Source organism: Devosia yakushimensis (assembly GCF_030159855.1).
Classification (GTDB): Bacteria; Pseudomonadota; Alphaproteobacteria; order Rhizobiales; family Devosiaceae; genus Devosia; species Devosia yakushimensis.
In genome coordinates this window covers 1,802,264-1,818,584 of record NZ_BSNG01000001.1, presented here as the reverse complement: position 1 = coordinate 1,818,584, position 16,321 = coordinate 1,802,264, and the positions used below count along the sequence as shown (strand labels likewise).

Below are 16,321 nucleotides of genomic sequence, written 5' to 3'. Positions count from 1 at the left end.
CCTAAAGCACCGGCGACAATAGCCGCGCCGCCTGGGTCAGGAACCGCATATACCAGGAGCGGGACTTGGCTTCCTCCAGCCCCACCTGCCGGCAGCTCTTGAAATCCTCCACCAGCATGGCTTCCACCCCGTCGATCGCCTTGCGGTCGGTGAACCACAGCGTGATTTCGAAATTGATGGCAAAGGAGCGGTTGTCGAAATTGACGCTGCCGACCGTCGCGATCTGGTCATCCATCAACACCACCTTCTGGTGCAGGAAGCCGTCAGTATAGCGATAGACCGATATGCCGTGCTCGATCATCGCATCGGCATGGGCAATGCTGGCCAGCCAGACCAGCTTGTGGTCCGGTTCGTCCGGCAGCATCACCCGCACATCCACCCCGCGCAATTGCGCGGCGAACAGCGCCGTGCGGATATCGGTATCCGGCACGAAATAGGGGCTGACGATCCACAGCCGCTCCCGCGCACGCCCGATCAGGTCGGTATAGGCAATGGCGCATTCTTCCAGCTTGTCGGCCGGCCCGCTGCCCATCACCAGCACCGATTGATCGCCCGGCGTTGCCACCGTTTCCGGCGGGGCCGAGGGCAGCACCTCGCCCGTCGCCCATTGCCAGTCCTCGCGGAACAATAGCGCGCAGCCCAGCGCTGCCGGCCCCGACACCCGCACATGGGTATCGCGCCAGCGGCCGAATTTGGGGTCCAGCCCCAGATATTCGACCCCTACATTGTGCCCGCCGACCCAGGCATGCTCGCCGTCCACCACCACGATCTTGCGATGGTTGCGATAATTGATCCGCGTCGGCCCGTAAAAGCGCAGGAATTTATGGCGCTGGTTGAACCCGGCCACCTTGATCCCCGCCTCGCGCAATTGCGTGCGATAGCGCTTGGGCATGCCCGTGCTGCCTACATCGTCATAGAGCAGATAGACTTTCACCCCGGCCCGCGCCCGCTCGACCAGCCGCTCCGCCAGTTCCTGACCCAACGCGTCGTCGCGCACGATATAGAACTGCACCAGCAGATAGTCCTTGGCCTTGGCAATGCCCTCGAAGATGGAATCGAACGTCGCCCGCCCGTCCACCAGCAATTCCACATCATTGCCGGTGAGAAACGGCACCTCCGACACCTTGGTCTGCACCGGCCAGAGATGGCTGGTTTCCTGGTCGATCAGCGCCAAATCCTTGGCCCGCAACGGGCGCGCGGCACGGCCATTGCGGATGCGGTCGGTGGCATAGTCGTCAAACGCCTTCCACCCGAAGATCAGATACAAAAATGCCGTCGGAAAGGGCAGGGCGGCCAGCGACAGCAGCCAGGCAATCGAGCCCTGCGACGTCCGCGAATTCATGATTTCCCGAATGGCACAGACCAGCGCCAGCAGATAGATCGCCGCCGTTATGGCCGCAAAAATATGCAGATCGGCGATGATGATGCGCAGAATATATTCAATGCCGACCAATGGACCCGCCCGGACTCGTGGCCGGGCAGTGTATCAGCCGGGCAGCATTGGACAATGGCGCGGTTGACAAGGTCCAGCAGGTGCCTATTCTCGGTCCTTGGCCAGTGTAGCCTGCCGCTCGCACCCACAAGGGACGGTGAATGCACGAATGACAAGACTGGTTTGACCCCTTGTTTGGGCAAGCCGTCAGCAATGCGAGCACTGACCTAAGATTTGCCCAACGAGAAGGATCGAACCATGCACACGTTCATGGACGCCAAACTCATGGCCAAACTGCTGCGCAAGGCTCTAGCCGAACGCAGTATCGAACTCTCCCACAGCGATTGTCTGGAACTGGTCGCTCGGCAATTCGGCGTGTCGGACTGGAACATTCTGAGTGCCAGGATCGAGGCCAATACCGAACCGTCGTTGTCGCTGCCGCAGGGATGGATGCGCTCCGGCAGCAAGCCCCGCCTTTACCGCTCCGGTCTGGATCCGGCAACCGGCAACGCGCTGATTGAAAGCCGGCTCGATAGCGGAACCATAAGCGCCAGTGACTTCTGCACCTTGATGCAGAGCATCGCTGCCGCCCCCTACATCGGCAAACGCATCCGTCTGACGGGAGAAATTCGCACTGAGAATGCTGCAGACGGAGGCACCATTTTCATGCGTATTGACGGCGAGACGGCAACCAGCCTGCGATTTGACAATCTAAATACCCGGGAGACCGACGGAGCAGTCACCGGAACTTCGGATTGGCAGACGCGAAACATCGTTTTCGACGTACCGGAAGAAGCCGTTAGTGTTCACTTCGGCTTTTTCCTCGCCGGTAACGGACGGTGCTGGGCCCGTCAGTTTACGCTGGAAACGGTTGATAGCTCTGTGCCGACCAGCATAAGGCAATTGCGCTATCTGCGGGAGCCAACCAACCTGGACTTCCGCAGCTCACAACCAAACTAAGGCCCCTGATGGGCCGTGTTTAGAGTCTGCGCCTCCCTCCCCTTGATGGGGAGGGAATGAGGGTGGGTGATGGGGGCCACAAAGGCCAAGGGTGTGAGTATTGCCCTTGATTTGGGACAGGAACGAGCCCTTAGTTCAGTGCGCTAAGCCTCAATCACCCCCGAGATATCGATCCCCTTCCGCTCCTCCAGCCAGCGCGGCACGGGCAGGCCCTTGCCGCGCAGGAATTCCGGGTTGAAAAGCTTCGACTGATAGCGGTTGCCATAGTCGCAGAGCACGGTGACGATGGTCTTGCCCGGCCCCAGGTCGCGTGCCATGCGCACGGCGCCGGCAATGTTGATCGCGCTCGATCCACCCAGGCACAGGCCCTCATGCTCGAGCAGGTCGAACACATAGGGCAGGGCCTCGGCATCGGAAATCTGGTAGGGATTGTCGATGGTCAGCCCCTCGAGATTGGCCGTGATCCGGCCCTGGCCGATGCCCTCGGTGATCGAATTGCCCGAGGATTTGAGCTCCCCATGGGCGTAAAAATTGTAGAGCGCCGCCCCTTCCGGGTCCGCCAGCCCGATCCGCACATCCTTGCTGCGCGCCCGCAGCGCCTCGGCCACCCCGGCTAGCGTGCCGCCCGAACCCACCGCGCAGATAAAGCCATCAATCCGGCCATTGGTCTGCTGCCAGATTTCCGGCCCTGTGGTTTCCACATGTGCGCGCTTATTGGAAACATTGTCGAACTGGTTGGCCCAGATCGCACCCTCCGGCAGCTCTTTGTTGAGCTTTTCGGCCAGCCGCCCCGAAATCTTGATGTAATTATTGGGGTCCTTATAGGGCTTGGCCGGAACCTCGATCAGCTCGGCGCCATAGAGCCGCAGCGCGTCCTTCTTTTCCTGGCTTTGCGTCTCGGGAATGACGATCACCGATTTGAAGCCCAGCGAATTGGCCACCAGCGTCAGCCCGATGCCGGTATTGCCCGCCGTACCCTCGACAATCGTGCCGCCCGGTTTCAGCGCCCCTGATTTCACCGCATCATGGATGATGAACAGTGCTGCCCGATCCTTGACCGATTGCCCCGGATTGAGAAATTCCGCCTTGCCCCAGATTTCGCAGCCAGTCAGCGCCGAGACGCGGTTGAGACGGATCAGCGGCGTATTGCCGATCGCGGAAATCAGGTCTTCGTGCTTGGCCATGGATCGACAATCTCTGGATGACGGTCTGCGACCCTAAGTGGCGCCGCGATGAGCCGCAAGCCTCGCGCTGGGGATTGGCATGGCATTCCGCCGCAAGCCTTTGCTGGGAAAGGCAATTTGGCGGGCAGCGTCAAGCCCGCAATATCATTCCCGCTCGCCTTATTCCAGAACTTCGGCCAGCGCCTCCAGCGCCGAATTCCAGGCTTCCATCGAGAAAATCCGCGATTCCGGATCGGCATGCGCCAGGCCCCGCTCGGTGATCGTTACCCGGGTCTGGTCCGCGTTCAGCGCTTTGAAGCCGATATCCAGCACGAAGATCATCTCCTCGCCGTCCTCGTCCTCATCCTTGGCCACCCAGGACAGCACCAGCTTCTCGTTCTCAACGAATTGCAGCACTTCCCCGCTGACCACATGCTCGTCCGGGTCCTCGTCGTCGCCAAACGTCACGAAACGGTATTCACCGCCCTCGAATGCATCGAATTCGGCCTCGTCCGCCTGCCATTGCTCGATCAGCGCCGGGTCGGTCCAGGCCGAGAACACATCGTCGATATGCGCGTCGATCGTGCGGCTGAGGGTGATCTGGCTTTCGCCATCGATATCGCTGCCATTGCTGCTCATGAAAGCCGCCTTTCTACTATTGGCGTCCTCCTAAACCCGGGTCTCCGGCGAGGCAAGCGCCCGGGCGCAGCGGCAAGACAAAAAGCGCGGTCGAGACAGTGGGGCGCTCCGGTTAGTTATGCGTTCACTTTTGTTCTACGGCTATTGGCGGAGTGTTATTTGAAGGAATAAAATAATTCTTGGAGATGTGGAATATTGCGACCTTGGGCTTCGTATATCCAGCATGACAAGTTCAGAAACAAACATAGATATATTGGCGCAACTCCCGCATTTGCGTCGCTATGCCTTGTCGCTGACCCGGCATCCGTCCGATGCCGAAGATCTCGTGCATGATACGGTGCTGCGCGCCTATGAACGGCGCTCGGCCTTCCGCGCCGGCAGCGCCTTGCGGCCCTGGCTCATGTCCATCCTGCACAATACCTGGGTCGACGGGGTCCGCTCCCGTCGTTCCGAGCGCGAGCGGATCAATCGCGCCTTCGAGGTCATGGAGGATCACGAACCGGGTCGCCAGGACATGTCCTTGCGCCTTTCTGAAGTGCGGCGCGCCTTTCTCAGTCTGCCCGACGAGCAGCGGGCGGCCCTGCATCTGGTGATGATCGAGGACCTGTCCTACCAGGAGACCGCCGACATTCTCGCTGTGACGATTGGCACGGTCATGTCCCGCATTGCCCGGGCCAGGGAGAAGCTGCGGTTGATCGATGAAGCCGGTCCCGCTGCAGGCAAGCTCAGGCTGGTGAGGGATTCGCAATGATGACCCATGATGTCAGCGACGCCGATCTCCACGCCTATCTCGATGATGAACTCGATCCGCTGCATAGCCTCGCGGTCGAAGCCTATCTGGCGCGCCACCCGTCGGCGGCGGCGCAATTGATGGCCGATAGGCGCCTGCGGACCGAATTGCGCCTGGCGCTTGCTCCCGAAGAGGCACTTCGCCCCGTGCCGACCGAACAGGCGGCCACGCGATTGGCGAACGCATTGAACCGGGCAAAATGGCAGGGATGGCGCCGCTCCGTTCCCTTGGCGGGCCTATTGCTGGCATGCGGCTGGCTCGCCCATGAGGCCGCAATCCTGCCCGATGTCATGTCGGTAGTCGGCGTTCCCGACTATGTGGATGTTGCCATCGAGGCTCACCGCGATACCAGCGTGCATCCGCCGCTCTACCCCCAGATCCAGGGCTATAACCGTCGCCAATTGCTCTCGGCCACGGCCATCGCCATGCCCCACTTGCCGCCCGATTGGAAGGTTGTGGATGTGCAGGCCTACCCCTCCCAATATGGCCCCAGCGTCGAAGTGCTGGTCGCGGCCCCGGGCATGGGAGCGGTCTCCTTCTTTGCCACCCGGCCGGGAAACTCGGCGATGGTGGAGGTCAACAGCGATCGCGTCGATGGCGTCGCCACCGCCAATTGGCAGGTGGGCGATGTCGCCTACGCTTTGGTGGGAGATACCGATCTTCCGCGCATCGAACGCGCGGCGGAGGACCTGACCGGGCGGTTCTGACGAAGGCCCGGGCGGATCAAAACAAGCAAGAAAACGTAACAGGCGGCGGAAACAGGGATGAAGGGAGAAGGCTATGTTCAGCAGATACGATATTCGGCCCGAATGCGAGGTCACCTACACCGTCTATGACATCGATACCGGTCAGCCCGCCGTGTTTCAGGGGCGCACCCTGGCGGGCATAGGCATCCAGGAGGCCGACGAGATCGCCGATCTCCTCAACGGCCTCGATGAGGGGCTGGAAAAAGTGCTTGGCGAAACCGGGGCTCTCCCCGCGCGCGGCATTGCCAGCGCCTGACAATTCCAGGTTCGGTTTGCGGCAATTGGCGAGGTTCTAAATGGCCCTGAGGTCTGGACGGCTGGAATATGTCGAAACCATCCGCGGCATCGTCTGCATCTTGCTGGTGACGTTCCACGTCACTGGCTCCGCCTCCACCGAGGGCCTCGGCCTCGACCTTTGGCATCCGCTGCGCATCATCAACGACGGGCTGGACAATTCCCGCATGCCGATCTTCGCTTTCATCTCGGGCTTTGTGCTGAGCGCGGCGATTGTCACCGTCACCCAATGGCGGACGGCTATGTTCAGCAAGGTCAAGCGCCTGCTCGTGCCCATGGTCGTGGTGAGCGTAATCTTCTATGCCTTGCGGGCCGCCGCCGGTTACGACCAGCAACCGTTCTTCTCGATCTTTTTTGTCCAATACGCCCATTACTGGTTTCTGCAGGCCATCTTCGTGCTCATCCTGCTGCTGGTCACCCTCAGCCTGCTGCTCAAGGGCCGCAGCGATGTGGCGGCCATGATTCTGTTTGTGGTCTTCGTGCCGATCTACATTTTCGTCGATCGCTGGAGCCCAAACATCATGTCCATGTATCAGGGCGCCTATCTGGCGCCGTTCTTCTACGCGGGCCACCTGTTCGCCTATCATCTGCGCCACCGGGCGCAGGCCGAGGAAGGGAACCTGCCGGCCTGGTTGACTGTGGCTTCCGGCGTGCTGCTGGCGCTGCTGCTCGTCTTCAATGTCACGCTGACCCTGGAACTGGTCGAGCTGCCCCGCCAGGTCGTCAATTTCCACAAGGTGATCCTGGGGCTGTGCAGCGCCCTGTTTCTGTTCCTGCTCAGGCCGCGGTCCCGGATATTGCTGTTCTTCGGCACCTACACCTACGCCATCTTCCTGTTCCATGTGATTTTCACCGGAGGGATGCGGGAGGTGATGTGGAAAATCTGGCCGAGCCTGCCCCCAGAGCTGATTTTCGTGCCGGCCTGCATCGCGGGGCTGTTCGGCCCCATCCTGGTGGAAAAGCTGGCGCTGAAAAACGACCTGGCAGCGCTGCTCCTGCTCGGCGTCGACCTCAAGGCGCAACGCAGAAAGGCCGCTCGCCGCAAGGAGGAAGCCCTGCAAGGCAACCAGCCCGGTTTGACACCGGCTGCGTCCAGCTAGGTTCTCCGGCCGGAAAGAGAGGTCGGCCCTTCGACCGCGACAAAACCAGGCCGGCGGCCATCCACCACCTGCGCATCCAAACGTTCTTTGCTGGGTGAGAAAAGGAACTGCGTTCCTTTGAAACGAATGGCTCCGCGAGTAGGACTCGAACCTACGACCCAGCGGTTAACAGCCGCTTGCTCTACCAACTGAGCTATCGCGGAAGACATTCGGTGGCCTTCTCTGCGAAGGCGAGGTCCGTGTACCGAACTTGATTTGCTTTGCCAAGCCCTCTTTGCATGCCTGTGTGAATAACTTCACATCCCTGTCACAAGCCACGCGCTCTGCGCTGCAGGCTCGTCAGGTCCGCCAGCGTATTGAGATTGGCAAATGGATCGCGCTCATACCCTGCGGTCCAGTCAAGCCTGGTCCCCTTTAGGCGCCCATACAGGGCCTTGAGGCTGTTGGGCGCGGTTCCATCGCGAACCTGGCCGGGCAGGGCGCTGAGCGCCTCTATGCGCCAGGCCGCATTGGGCGGGTAGAAGGCCTCCCCCCAGGCCGCATAAATCGCGTCCGCATCCCCCAGCGCCGCGGCCATCGCATCGCCGAATCCCGCTGGCAGGAAGGGCGTATCGACAGCCGCCGAAACCACAATGCCTTGGTGAATGCCCCGGCGCTGCAGCGCCTCGATTGCCGCCGCCAACCCCGCCAAGGGACCGCCGACGGGGCCGTCGAGATCAGCAATCGCCAGCATGCCATCGTCGAGCACCGGAGCCTCACCCGGCCCCGTGGCCACCAATACCGGCGGGTTCACCGCGCCAAGCGCCTGCCGCACCCGTTCGATCAGCCTGATCCCACCAATCCTGATATCGCGCTTGCGCACCCCGCCCAGCCGCTGGCCCTGTCCGCCGGCAATGATGACGGCATAGGGCGCGCTCACTTGGCGCCCGGCCCTTTCGGCAAGGCGATCCCCAGCCGCAACAGGATCAATATGGCGATGCCGCCCACCAGCCCCCAGAACGGTGCCCCGACCCCGACAATGGTAATGCCGGATGCGGTGGTGACAAAGGTGAAGATCGCCGGCAACCGTGATTCCTCGATCACCAATGCCCCCGAAAGCGCCGCCGCCAGGCTCGACAGCAGCGCCAATCCCGCCACCGCCTGGATCAGTAGGGGCGGGGAGGCTGCGATAAAGGCGGCAGCCAGGCTCGCTGCCGCACCGAGAAAGAGATAACAGACCCCCGCCGCCACCGGTGCTGGCCATCTCTTGCTCTTTTCCGGATGCGCTTCCGGTCCCGCGCAAATCGCGGCGGTAATCGCGGCAAGATTGCTGGTATGGCCGCCGAAAAATGCCGTTACTGCACTGGCCAATCCCGTCATCACAAAGAGTGGCGCCGGCGCCAGCTCGAAGCCATTGGCTTTCATCACGGCCAGCCCCGGCAGGTTCTGCGACGCCATGGTCACCACATAAAGCGGCAGGCCGATGCGGATAATGGCGTCCAGCGTGAACACCGGCATCACCGGAACCAGGCTCGGCCAGGTGCCGTCCAGCGTTCCGGGCGGTAGATGCGTCGTCGTCGCCAGCACGATTCCCGTCACCACCACCGCAATCGGCACCGCATAACGCTTGGCAAACCGCAGCCCGATCACCCAGGCCAGCAGAATTGGCAGCGCCAGCAACGGCATTTCCGCCACCGCGTTGATGGGCGCCAGGCACAGCGTCAGCAACATGCCCGCCAGCATGGCATTGGCGATCGCCGCCGGAATCGCCGCGATCAGCCGGGCCAGCGGCTTGATCAGTCCCGTCAGCACAATCAGCCCCGCGGCCACCAGAAACGCCCCCGCCACCGCAGGAAATCCGCCCGTCGGCTCGCCCACGGTCAAAAGAAAAGCCACGCCCGGCGTCGACCAGGCAAAACTCACCGGCAGCTTGAGCCGCGAACTGACCACGATATTGAGCACGCCAATGGCCAGGCACACCGAAAACAGCCCCGACCCCGCCTGTTGCGGCGAAGCCCCCGCCGCTGTCAGCGCTGCAAGCACCAGCGTAAACGTGCTGGCATAGCCCACCACGGCCGCCAATGCGCCCGCCATGATCGGCTGCAGAAACTCGCGCCGGCCAACGGCAAGGGTGGCCTCAGTCTGCATCACGGCATTCTCCCGGGGGACAAACAGATATGCCTCGAAAAAGCCAAGGCCGGGCAAACCTATGCAAGCTGTGCGCGCGGGTGAAGCCACAAAGTGAGCCCCGGCGCCCACGGCCCTTTGGATAAAATTGCTGCCATTAAGGTGAACAAGCGGTTTCGCTGGCGTTCAGCCGGGAAAGCCTACACAACACACGGGAGCCCGGATGAGCCGGGAACGCCCACGAGAGAGCGGTTCCCCGCCGCAACAGAGCCGCTCTCTCGGTCACCTCTCGCGCCGATGGCCGCCAATCCTCACACGAAAAATAGCGACACGCCGGGCCTTTTGGCTCGTCGCATACTGCTGCAATTTGGGGATGTTCTGGAGGCCACGCCCGGAATTGAACCGGGGTACGCGGATTTGCAATCCGCTGCGTCACCACTCCGCCACGTGGCCTCTAGGCGCCGGGTTCTAAGTCAGCGCCATGCCATATGCAAGATGGCAGGTTTCCAAACTGTTATTTTGCCATAGGTTGCGTTCCGGCCATTGCAATCCCCTGTTCATATTGTCACGCCATAATAAGTGTGCTTGCCATTGTTAGGGGCGAGGAATATTCACGTCCGGCATATGGTTTGATCCGGCAGGGCCTTGTTGAATGGTGGACTACGAGCGCGCGCGCCGCTTCATGGTGGACAATCAACTGCGCACCAGCCACATCACCGACCGTCGGATTCTGGCGGAGATGGGGCGGCTGCCCCGTGAACAGTTTCTGCCCGAACCCCGCCGCCCTCTCGCCTACATAGATGACGTGCAGCCCCTGGGCCCGGCCGGTTCGGCCCGGTTCATGCCGGCGCCGGCAACCTTTGCCAAGCTGTTGCAGCTGGCCGATATCGCCGCCACCGATCGGGTGCTCGATCTGGGGGCAGGGGCAGGCTATTCCACCGCTGTCATCGCCGGTCTCTGCCAGGCCGTCCTTGGTCTTGAGGAAGACGCGCAATTGGCCGCGGCCGCCACCGGAAATCTGGCTGCGCTGGGGCTCGCCAATGCCGCCATGCGCGCCGGCACGGCCGCGGACGTGGCTGGTCAGCGCTATGATGTCATAATGGTGGAGGGTGCGGTTGATAGCGTGCCCGAAGCCCTGTTTGCTCTGCTCGAAGAAGATGGGCGGCTGGTCGCCCTGGTTCGCGGGGGCGGCGTTGCCGTTGCCCATGTCTTCGTCAAATCTCATGGAAGCGTTGCGGCGCGGGCGGAATTCAACGCTACGCTGCCTCCGCTTTATGCCGGGCCGCGTCCGGTAGAGTTCGTATTCTGAGGACACGCAAGGCGCGGGGGGTGTTGCTCCCCGATCACGCCGAGATATTAATCGTGTCTTAAATTTTGGTAGGGCTTGCCGCAGAAGGTTGTGTACCCACATCTGCGGCGCAATAGTGTTGAGTGTCTGGAGGCCGGGGCGATGATGATGCGTAAAAATTTGGTCGCAAGTGTGCTGGCCCTGAGTTTGGCGGCCTGGAGCGTCGGCGGCGCACAGGCGCAATCGATTACACAGGCGCTGACCGCCGCCTATAATTATGCACCCGAGCTGGCTTCTGCCCAGCTGGCGGCCAAGTCCTCCGCCGAGAATATTGCCCTGGCAAAGGCCGGCAAGCTCCCAACCATCGGCGCCTCGATCGGCGGCACCTATGATTTTTCGACCGCCGGCTCGTTCACCGACTCCGCCGCGCTGAACGCGGGCCTGTCCTACAGCCAGACCATCTTCGACAACTACAAGACCGATGCGCAGATTGAAGCGGCCCGCGCTGGCGCTGAAGCTGCCGAATACCAAATCCGCAATACCGAGCAGAATGTGCTGCTTGCCGTCGTTCAGGCCTATATGGATGTGCTGAGCAATCGCCAGCTCGTTGCCCTGCGGCAGGAAAACGTCAATTTCTATCAGGCTCAGCTGCAGTCCGCCAAGGACCGGCTGGATGTCGGCGAGGGCACGCGTATCGATGTTGCCCAGGCCGAGGCGCGTCTGGCCCAGGGCGATGCGACCTATCGTGCCTCCCAGGCGAGCCTGGAAATCAGCCAGGCGACCTTTGCTCGCTATGTTGGCGCGCCGCCGCAAAGTCTCGACGCCTCGCACAATTATGGCCGCCTGATCCCCAATAGCCTGCAGGGCGCTCTGTCCGAGGCCGAGACCGGCCACCCGGCAATCATGCTGGCCAAGGCGGCCATTCGCGCGGCCCAGGCCAGCAGCGACGCCGCGTCCGCGGCATTCGGGCCTACCGCGTCGGTTTCGGGCCGCATCGGTACCAGCGTGTCCGATCCGGGTGGCATGGCCGCAGGCGTCAGCGGCCAGCTTGGCTTCTCGATCACCGTGCCGATCTATGCTGGCGGCGCCATCGGCGCCGGCGTGCGCCAGGCCAATCTCGATCAGATCAAGTCCGAAGTTGACGCGATGGGCGCCTATGATCAGATCCGCGCCGCTGTTATCGCCGCCTGGGCCGGCATCCAGAGTGCCGACGCGCAGATTTCCGCCGCGCAGGCCGCCGTGTCCGCTGGTCGCGAAGTGCTCGAAGGCACCATTCAGGAGCGCGATCTTGGCACCAGCACCACGCTGGACGTGCTCAACTCCCAGGCCGAGCTGACCACCGCCCGTGAATCGCTGATCAACGCCCAGACCAACAAGGTCATCGCCACTTTCTCGCTGCTCTCGTCCATGGGCCGCTTGACGGCCGGCAATCTGGGCCTCCCCGTCGAGGTCAAGACTGCGGTTCAGTACAACCAGGCCGTCGAAGACGTCTGGCAGGAATTGCGCACCGTCGCCGAGTAGTTCTTTCGTCAGCGTGGAGCCTATTTGGTGGCCGGGCAATGCCCGGCCACAACTTTTAGTGGAAGACCGCAAATCGGCCCGGTACCCCGATTCCTTATTGCGCGGGCTGGCGTTAAGGTGATGGCAACGAATCGGGCAGGCGACTTCGGCGGAGAGTCCCCGATTTGGTTCAAGCGCATGAGTAAGAGGCACTGATGAACAAGCCGGCAGCCAAAGAACCTTCCATGGACGAGATTCTGTCGTCCATCCGGCAGATCATCGCCGATGATGACGCCGCCGGGGTGCCACGGCGGCCTGCAATCCAGGCAGCGCCCCCGCCCATGCAGGCTGCCCCCGCGCGTCCGACGTCAAGTTCACTTGATCGTCCGACGTCAAGCTCGCTTGATCGTCCTGCGCCCGAACCGCTCGATCGCGACCTCAGCGACATGCTCGACGATATCGAGCCGCTTGCTCTTTCGTCGGCCCAGATCGTGGACGACGCCGAAGAGGACGAGGGCGGCCTGAGCTTCGATGACATTCTGGCTGACACCGAGGCTGACACTGTCACCCCGCTTGCTGCCGACCCGCTGGTCGAGCCCGACGACGTGGCATTCGTGACCGAGGAACCACCTGTCCCCGAATTGCCCGCCTTCAATCCGCCGCCGCTGGCCCGCGCCCCCTTTGTCCCTGAGCCGGAACCTGAGCCCGAGCCCGAGCCGCTTCGTCCGCGCCCGCCTGTGGCCCAGGCCGCGCCGCTACCCGATCCGACCCTGACCAGAGATATTGCCGAAGAACTGCTCGAACCGGCCACCAAGGCCGCCGTACGCAGCTCGATCACCCGCCTCAACGGCATCGGCCTGGGCAATTCGGGCGCCACTATCGAATCCCTGATGCGCGACATGCTGCGCCCCATGCTCAAGGAATGGCTGGACGAAAACCTGCCCGCCGTTGTCGAGCGCATGGTCGAAAAAGAAATCGGCCGCATCTCCCGCGGCGACTGAGCTAACGCCCACACCAACCACGGTGTCATTCCGGCGAAGGCCGGAATCTATGTCCGCATCTGCTCTCGACCACCGGCTCAGTCGCGTGGTCCACAGCATGGATCCCGGCCTTCGCCGGGATGACACAGTGTTTTATGACTGCACCAGGGCAGACACTGCTCGATGTCTCAGTCGGTTCACCCTCCCCCTTGTGGGGAGGGAAGCGAGATAGGACTTAGCTTGCTAAGTCCGTGATCGAGCAGGGTGTGGGGTATGCTTCCGCAAATTCGATGGCCGGGATACCCCCTCCCTTGATCGGGAGGGTGTCGACTGCATCAGCAGTGCCAACAATACCCTCCACCCACAACGTCATTCCCGCGTAGGCGGGAATCCACTCTATCCACTCCAGCGCCGCCCACCGAAAGCCACGCACCCCAGCCATTCATGCGCTTTCAGTTGACCCCGCACCGCGCTTTTGCTTGAAGTCTGCCAAACCCTATATTCGGCCCGCCCGGTATCCGTTGGCGGGTCGTTGCTGTTGCGAGTGACCTGATGCTTGAAAAGACCTATGAGCCCGGCGCCGTCGAGGCGCGCATTTCTGCCGACTGGCTCGAGGCCAATGCTTTTGCGGCCGGGGCAGGGGCCAAGCCCGGTGCCGAGCCCTTCACCATCGTCATCCCGCCGCCCAACGTCACGGGCTCGCTCCATATCGGCCACGCGCTCAACAATACGATCCAGGACATTCTGGTTCGCTTCAATCGCATGCTGAAGAAGGACGTGCTGTGGCAGCCGGGCATGGACCATGCCGGCATTGCCACCCAGATGATCGTCGAGCGCCAGCTCATGGAACGCCAGCAGCCCGGCCGCCGCGCCATGGGCCGCGAGAAATTCGTCGAGCGCGTCTGGGAATGGAAAGGCGAGAGCGGCGGCGCCATCATGAACCAGCTCAAGCGTCTCGGCGCTTCGGCTGATTTTAGCCGCGAACGCTTCACCATGGGCGACAATGGCGCCGCCGACGATCAGATGGTCCGCGCCGTCACCAAGGTCTTTGTCGAGCTGCACAAGCGCGGCCTGATCTATCGCGCCAAGCGCCTGGTCAATTGGCATCCGGGTCTCGAAACCGCCATTTCCGATCTCGAAGTCGAGAACATCGAGATCAAGGGCCATATGTGGCACCTGCGCTATCCGCTGGCCGATGGCGTGACCTATCAGTTCCCCGTCGCCCATGACGAGGAGGGCAAGCCCACCGAGTGGGAAACCCGCGACTACATCATCGTCGCCACCACGCGCCCCGAAACCATGCTGGGCGACAGCGGCGTCGCCGTGCACCCCGATGATCCGCGCTACGCCTCGCTGGTCGGCAAGTTCATCGACCTGCCGCTGGTCGGCCGTCGCATTCCGGTGGTTGCCGACGAATATGCCGATCCCACTTTGGGCACCGGCGCAGTCAAGGTCACCCCGGCGCATGATTTCAACGACTTCGAGGTCGGCGTCCGCAACAATCTCGAACAGATCAACGTCTTCACCACGCGTGGCGAAATCGTCTCCGACGAATTCATCCCGGCCACCTATCGCGGCATGGATCGCTTCGTCGCGCGCAAGGCCATCGTTGCCGATCTGACCGCTTTGGCTGAGGAAGACCCCACGCGCGGCCTCGACCATATCGAAGACAAGAAGATCATGGTGCCGCATGACGAGAAGTCCAAACTCGTCGTCATCGAGCCCTTCCTGACCGACCAATGGTGGGTCAAGGCCGATGTGCTGGCCCAGCCGGCCATGGCCTCGGTGCGTGAAGGCCGCATGAAATTCGTGCCCCAGCAATACGAAAACACCTATTTCGCTTGGCTCGAAAACATCAAGCCCTGGTGCATCAGCCGCCAGCTCTGGTGGGGCCACCAGATTCCGGCCTGGTACGGCCCGGATAATGAGGCATTCGTCGCCTATGACGAGGCGGAGGCGCAGGCTTTGGCCGATGACCATTACGGCAAGCCAACCCCGCTCAAGCGCGACGATGACGTGCTCGACACCTGGTTCTCCTCGGCCCTCTGGCCCTTCTCGACCCTGGGCTGGCCCGATGAGACGCCCGAGCTCAAGCGCTACTATCCCACCAGCGTCCTGGTCACCGGCTTCGACATCATTTTCTTCTGGGTTGCCAGAATGATGATGATGGGTCTTGAATTCTTGGATGAAGAGCCGTTCCACACGGTCTACATGCACGCCCTGGTCCGCGATGAAAAGGGCCAGAAGATGAGCAAGACCAAGGGTAATGTCATCGACCCGCTCGAGCTTATCGACCAATATGGCGCCGACGCCACCCGCTTCACCCTGGCCGCCATGGCTGCGCAGGGCCGCGATATCCGTCTGGCCATCAACCGCGTCGAGGGCTACCGCAACTTCGTCACCAAAATCTGGAATGCCGCCCGCTTCCTCGAAATGAACGAGTGCCGCCGCGTCGAGGGCTATGACCCCAAGGCCAACAAGCTCCCGCTCAATCGCTGGATCGTCGGCGCCACGGCGCGCGGTGCTGCCGCCGTCACCCAGGGCATTGTCGATTACAAGTTCAACGAAGCCGCCAACGCCGCCTATGACTTCGTCTGGGGCACCTTCTGCGACTGGTATGTCGAATTTGCCAAGCCCGTCTTCAACGGCACTGATGAAGCCGCCAAGGCCGAAACCCGCGCCACCGCCGCCTGGGCACTCGACCAGATCCTGACGATCCTGCACCCCTTCATGCCCTTCGTCACCGAAGAGCTCTGGGCGGAAACCGGCAAGTTCGGCCCGGCGCGCGAGAGCATGCTGATCCTGACCGAGTGGCCCGACCTGACCGGCCTCGAAGACCCGGCAGCCGATGCCGAGTTGACCTGGCTGATTGACGTGATCACCAATGTCCGCTCCATCCGCAGCGAAATGAACGTGCCCGCCGGCGCCAAGCTGCCCATGGTGGTGGTCGGGGCAGGGGAGACCACGCTCGCCCGCCTCGTCGCCGGCACCTCGCTGATCACCCGCCTGGCCCGCCTTGAGGAAATCTCGCCCCAGGGCAATGTGCCCGGCGGCTCCGCCCAATTCGTCGTCGGCGAAGCCACCTGGGCCCTGCCGCTGGCCGAGTTCATCGATATCCCCACCGAAAAGCTGCGTCTCGAAAAGGAGATCGGCAAGCTCGACGGCGAAGTCGCCCAGATCGACAAGAAGCTCGGCAACGAGCAATTTGTCGCCAAGGCGCCCGAAGAAGTCATCGAGGAACAGAAGGCCCGTCGCGAAGCTGCCATCGATCGGCGCGATCGTATCGCCGAGGCCCTCAAGCGCCTGAGCTAATTGTCGAGACC

At 62.2% G+C, this 16,321-nt stretch carries 14 protein-coding genes and 2 tRNA genes; 9 read left to right on the top strand and 7 right to left on the bottom strand.

What is annotated here, in order from left to right:
• Position 1: 1 nt before the first annotated feature.
• Positions 2 to 1,453: a cardiolipin synthase gene (gene cls / locus QQL79_RS08910; protein WP_284389956.1), complete on the bottom strand. Its 1,452-nt coding sequence runs from the start codon at positions 1,451 to 1,453 to the stop codon at positions 2 to 4.
• A gap of 237 nt (positions 1,454 to 1,690) precedes the next feature.
• Here cls and QQL79_RS08905 point away from each other — a divergent pair, with 237 nt between their 5' ends.
• Positions 1,691 to 2,392, top strand: coding sequence for a glyoxalase superfamily protein (locus QQL79_RS08905; RefSeq protein WP_284389954.1), 702 nt, complete (start codon positions 1,691 to 1,693; stop codon positions 2,390 to 2,392).
• A gap of 143 nt (positions 2,393 to 2,535) precedes the next feature.
• Here the strand turns inward: QQL79_RS08905 and QQL79_RS08900 are convergent, their stop codons facing one another.
• Together QQL79_RS08900 and QQL79_RS08895 are read right to left on the bottom strand one after the other, a co-directional pair.
• Complete coding sequence (locus QQL79_RS08900; RefSeq protein ID WP_284389952.1) at positions 2,536 to 3,576, bottom strand: cysteine synthase A; 1,041 nt, start codon at positions 3,574 to 3,576, stop codon at positions 2,536 to 2,538.
• 159 nt (positions 3,577 to 3,735) lie between these two features.
• Positions 3,736 to 4,194 carry an SRPBCC family protein gene (locus QQL79_RS08895; RefSeq protein ID WP_284389950.1) on the bottom strand — a complete coding sequence of 153 codons (459 nt, stop codon included), beginning with the start codon at positions 4,192 to 4,194 and terminating at the stop codon, positions 3,736 to 3,738.
• Positions 4,195 to 4,417: 223 nt separating this feature from the next.
• On the opposite strand from QQL79_RS08895, the gene QQL79_RS08890 reads away from it, so the two are divergent.
• The 4 genes from QQL79_RS08890 (at position 4,418) to QQL79_RS08875 (ending at position 7,124) form a co-directional block, all read left to right on the top strand.
• On the top strand, positions 4,418 to 4,945 hold the full coding sequence (locus tag QQL79_RS08890; RefSeq protein WP_284389948.1) for a sigma-70 family RNA polymerase sigma factor: 528 nt from the start codon (positions 4,418 to 4,420) through the stop codon (positions 4,943 to 4,945).
• Entirely contained in the window at positions 4,942 to 5,691 is a 750-nt protein-coding gene (locus QQL79_RS08885) for an anti-sigma factor family protein (protein WP_284389946.1), read from the top strand. Before QQL79_RS08890 ends, QQL79_RS08885 begins: the two co-directional genes overlap by 4 nt.
• Positions 5,692 to 5,764: 73 nt before the next feature.
• Positions 5,765 to 5,986 carry a hypothetical protein gene (locus QQL79_RS08880; RefSeq protein WP_284389945.1) on the top strand — a complete coding sequence of 74 codons (222 nt, stop codon included), beginning with the start codon at positions 5,765 to 5,767 and terminating at the stop codon, positions 5,984 to 5,986.
• A 40-nt stretch (positions 5,987 to 6,026) separates the two neighbouring features.
• A complete protein-coding gene (locus QQL79_RS08875; protein ID WP_284389942.1) occupies positions 6,027 to 7,124 on the top strand; it encodes an acyltransferase family protein in 1,098 nt (365 codons plus the stop codon).
• A 127-nt stretch (positions 7,125 to 7,251) separates the two neighbouring features.
• On the opposite strand, the gene QQL79_RS08870 is transcribed toward QQL79_RS08875, so the two are convergent.
• From QQL79_RS08870 to QQL79_RS08855, 4 genes are all read right to left on the bottom strand, one after another.
• Positions 7,252 to 7,327, bottom strand: a tRNA-Asn gene (locus QQL79_RS08870).
• Positions 7,328 to 7,431: 104 nt separating this feature from the next.
• Positions 7,432 to 8,043 (bottom strand): molybdenum cofactor guanylyltransferase, encoded by a 612-nt coding sequence (mobA, locus tag QQL79_RS08865; protein ID WP_284389938.1) that lies wholly within the window; start codon positions 8,041 to 8,043, stop codon positions 7,432 to 7,434.
• Entirely contained in the window at positions 8,040 to 9,251 is a 1,212-nt protein-coding gene (locus QQL79_RS08860; protein ID WP_284392849.1) for a benzoate/H(+) symporter BenE family transporter, read from the bottom strand. Before QQL79_RS08860 ends, mobA begins: the two co-directional genes overlap by 4 nt.
• Before the next feature lie 358 nt (positions 9,252 to 9,609).
• A tRNA-Cys gene (locus tag QQL79_RS08855) sits at positions 9,610 to 9,683 on the bottom strand.
• A gap of 199 nt (positions 9,684 to 9,882) precedes the next feature.
• Here QQL79_RS08855 and QQL79_RS08850 point away from each other — a divergent pair.
• From QQL79_RS08850 to QQL79_RS08835, 4 genes are all read left to right on the top strand, one after another.
• Positions 9,883 to 10,539: a protein-L-isoaspartate O-methyltransferase family protein gene (locus QQL79_RS08850; RefSeq protein ID WP_284389936.1), complete on the top strand. Its 657-nt coding sequence runs from the start codon at positions 9,883 to 9,885 to the stop codon at positions 10,537 to 10,539.
• Positions 10,540 to 10,680: 141 nt separating this feature from the next.
• Positions 10,681 to 12,039, top strand: coding sequence for a TolC family outer membrane protein (locus QQL79_RS08845; RefSeq protein ID WP_284389935.1), 1,359 nt, complete (start codon positions 10,681 to 10,683; stop codon positions 12,037 to 12,039).
• A gap of 194 nt (positions 12,040 to 12,233) precedes the next feature.
• Positions 12,234 to 13,019 carry a PopZ family protein gene (locus QQL79_RS08840; protein ID WP_284389933.1) on the top strand — a complete coding sequence of 262 codons (786 nt, stop codon included), beginning with the start codon at positions 12,234 to 12,236 and terminating at the stop codon, positions 13,017 to 13,019.
• A gap of 531 nt (positions 13,020 to 13,550) precedes the next feature.
• Positions 13,551 to 16,310, top strand: a complete 2,760-nt coding sequence (locus QQL79_RS08835) for a valine--tRNA ligase (RefSeq protein ID WP_284389931.1) — start codon at positions 13,551 to 13,553, stop codon at positions 16,308 to 16,310.
• Positions 16,311 to 16,321: the final 11 nt, after the last annotated feature.

Coding starts and splice junctions, on each gene's coding strand:
- QQL79_RS08905 (WP_284389954.1), top strand. CDS start 1,691: ATGCACACGTTCATGGACGCCAAACTCATGGCCAAACTGCTGCGCAAG.
- QQL79_RS08900 (WP_284389952.1), bottom strand. CDS start 3,576: ATGGCCAAGCACGAAGACCTGATTTCCGCGATCGGCAATACGCCGCTG.
- QQL79_RS08895 (WP_284389950.1), bottom strand. CDS start 4,194: ATGAGCAGCAATGGCAGCGATATCGATGGCGAAAGCCAGATCACCCTC.
- QQL79_RS08890 (WP_284389948.1), top strand. CDS start 4,418: ATGACAAGTTCAGAAACAAACATAGATATATTGGCGCAACTCCCGCAT.
- QQL79_RS08885 (WP_284389946.1), top strand. CDS start 4,942: ATGATGACCCATGATGTCAGCGACGCCGATCTCCACGCCTATCTCGAT.
- QQL79_RS08880 (WP_284389945.1), top strand. CDS start 5,765: ATGTTCAGCAGATACGATATTCGGCCCGAATGCGAGGTCACCTACACC.
- QQL79_RS08875 (WP_284389942.1), top strand. CDS start 6,027: ATGGCCCTGAGGTCTGGACGGCTGGAATATGTCGAAACCATCCGCGGC.
- QQL79_RS08860 (WP_284392849.1), bottom strand. CDS start 9,251: ATGCAGACTGAGGCCACCCTTGCCGTTGGCCGGCGCGAGTTTCTGCAG.
- QQL79_RS08850 (WP_284389936.1), top strand. CDS start 9,883: ATGGTGGACTACGAGCGCGCGCGCCGCTTCATGGTGGACAATCAACTG.
- QQL79_RS08845 (WP_284389935.1), top strand. CDS start 10,681: ATGATGATGCGTAAAAATTTGGTCGCAAGTGTGCTGGCCCTGAGTTTG.
- QQL79_RS08840 (WP_284389933.1), top strand. CDS start 12,234: ATGAACAAGCCGGCAGCCAAAGAACCTTCCATGGACGAGATTCTGTCG.
- QQL79_RS08835 (WP_284389931.1), top strand. CDS start 13,551: ATGCTTGAAAAGACCTATGAGCCCGGCGCCGTCGAGGCGCGCATTTCT.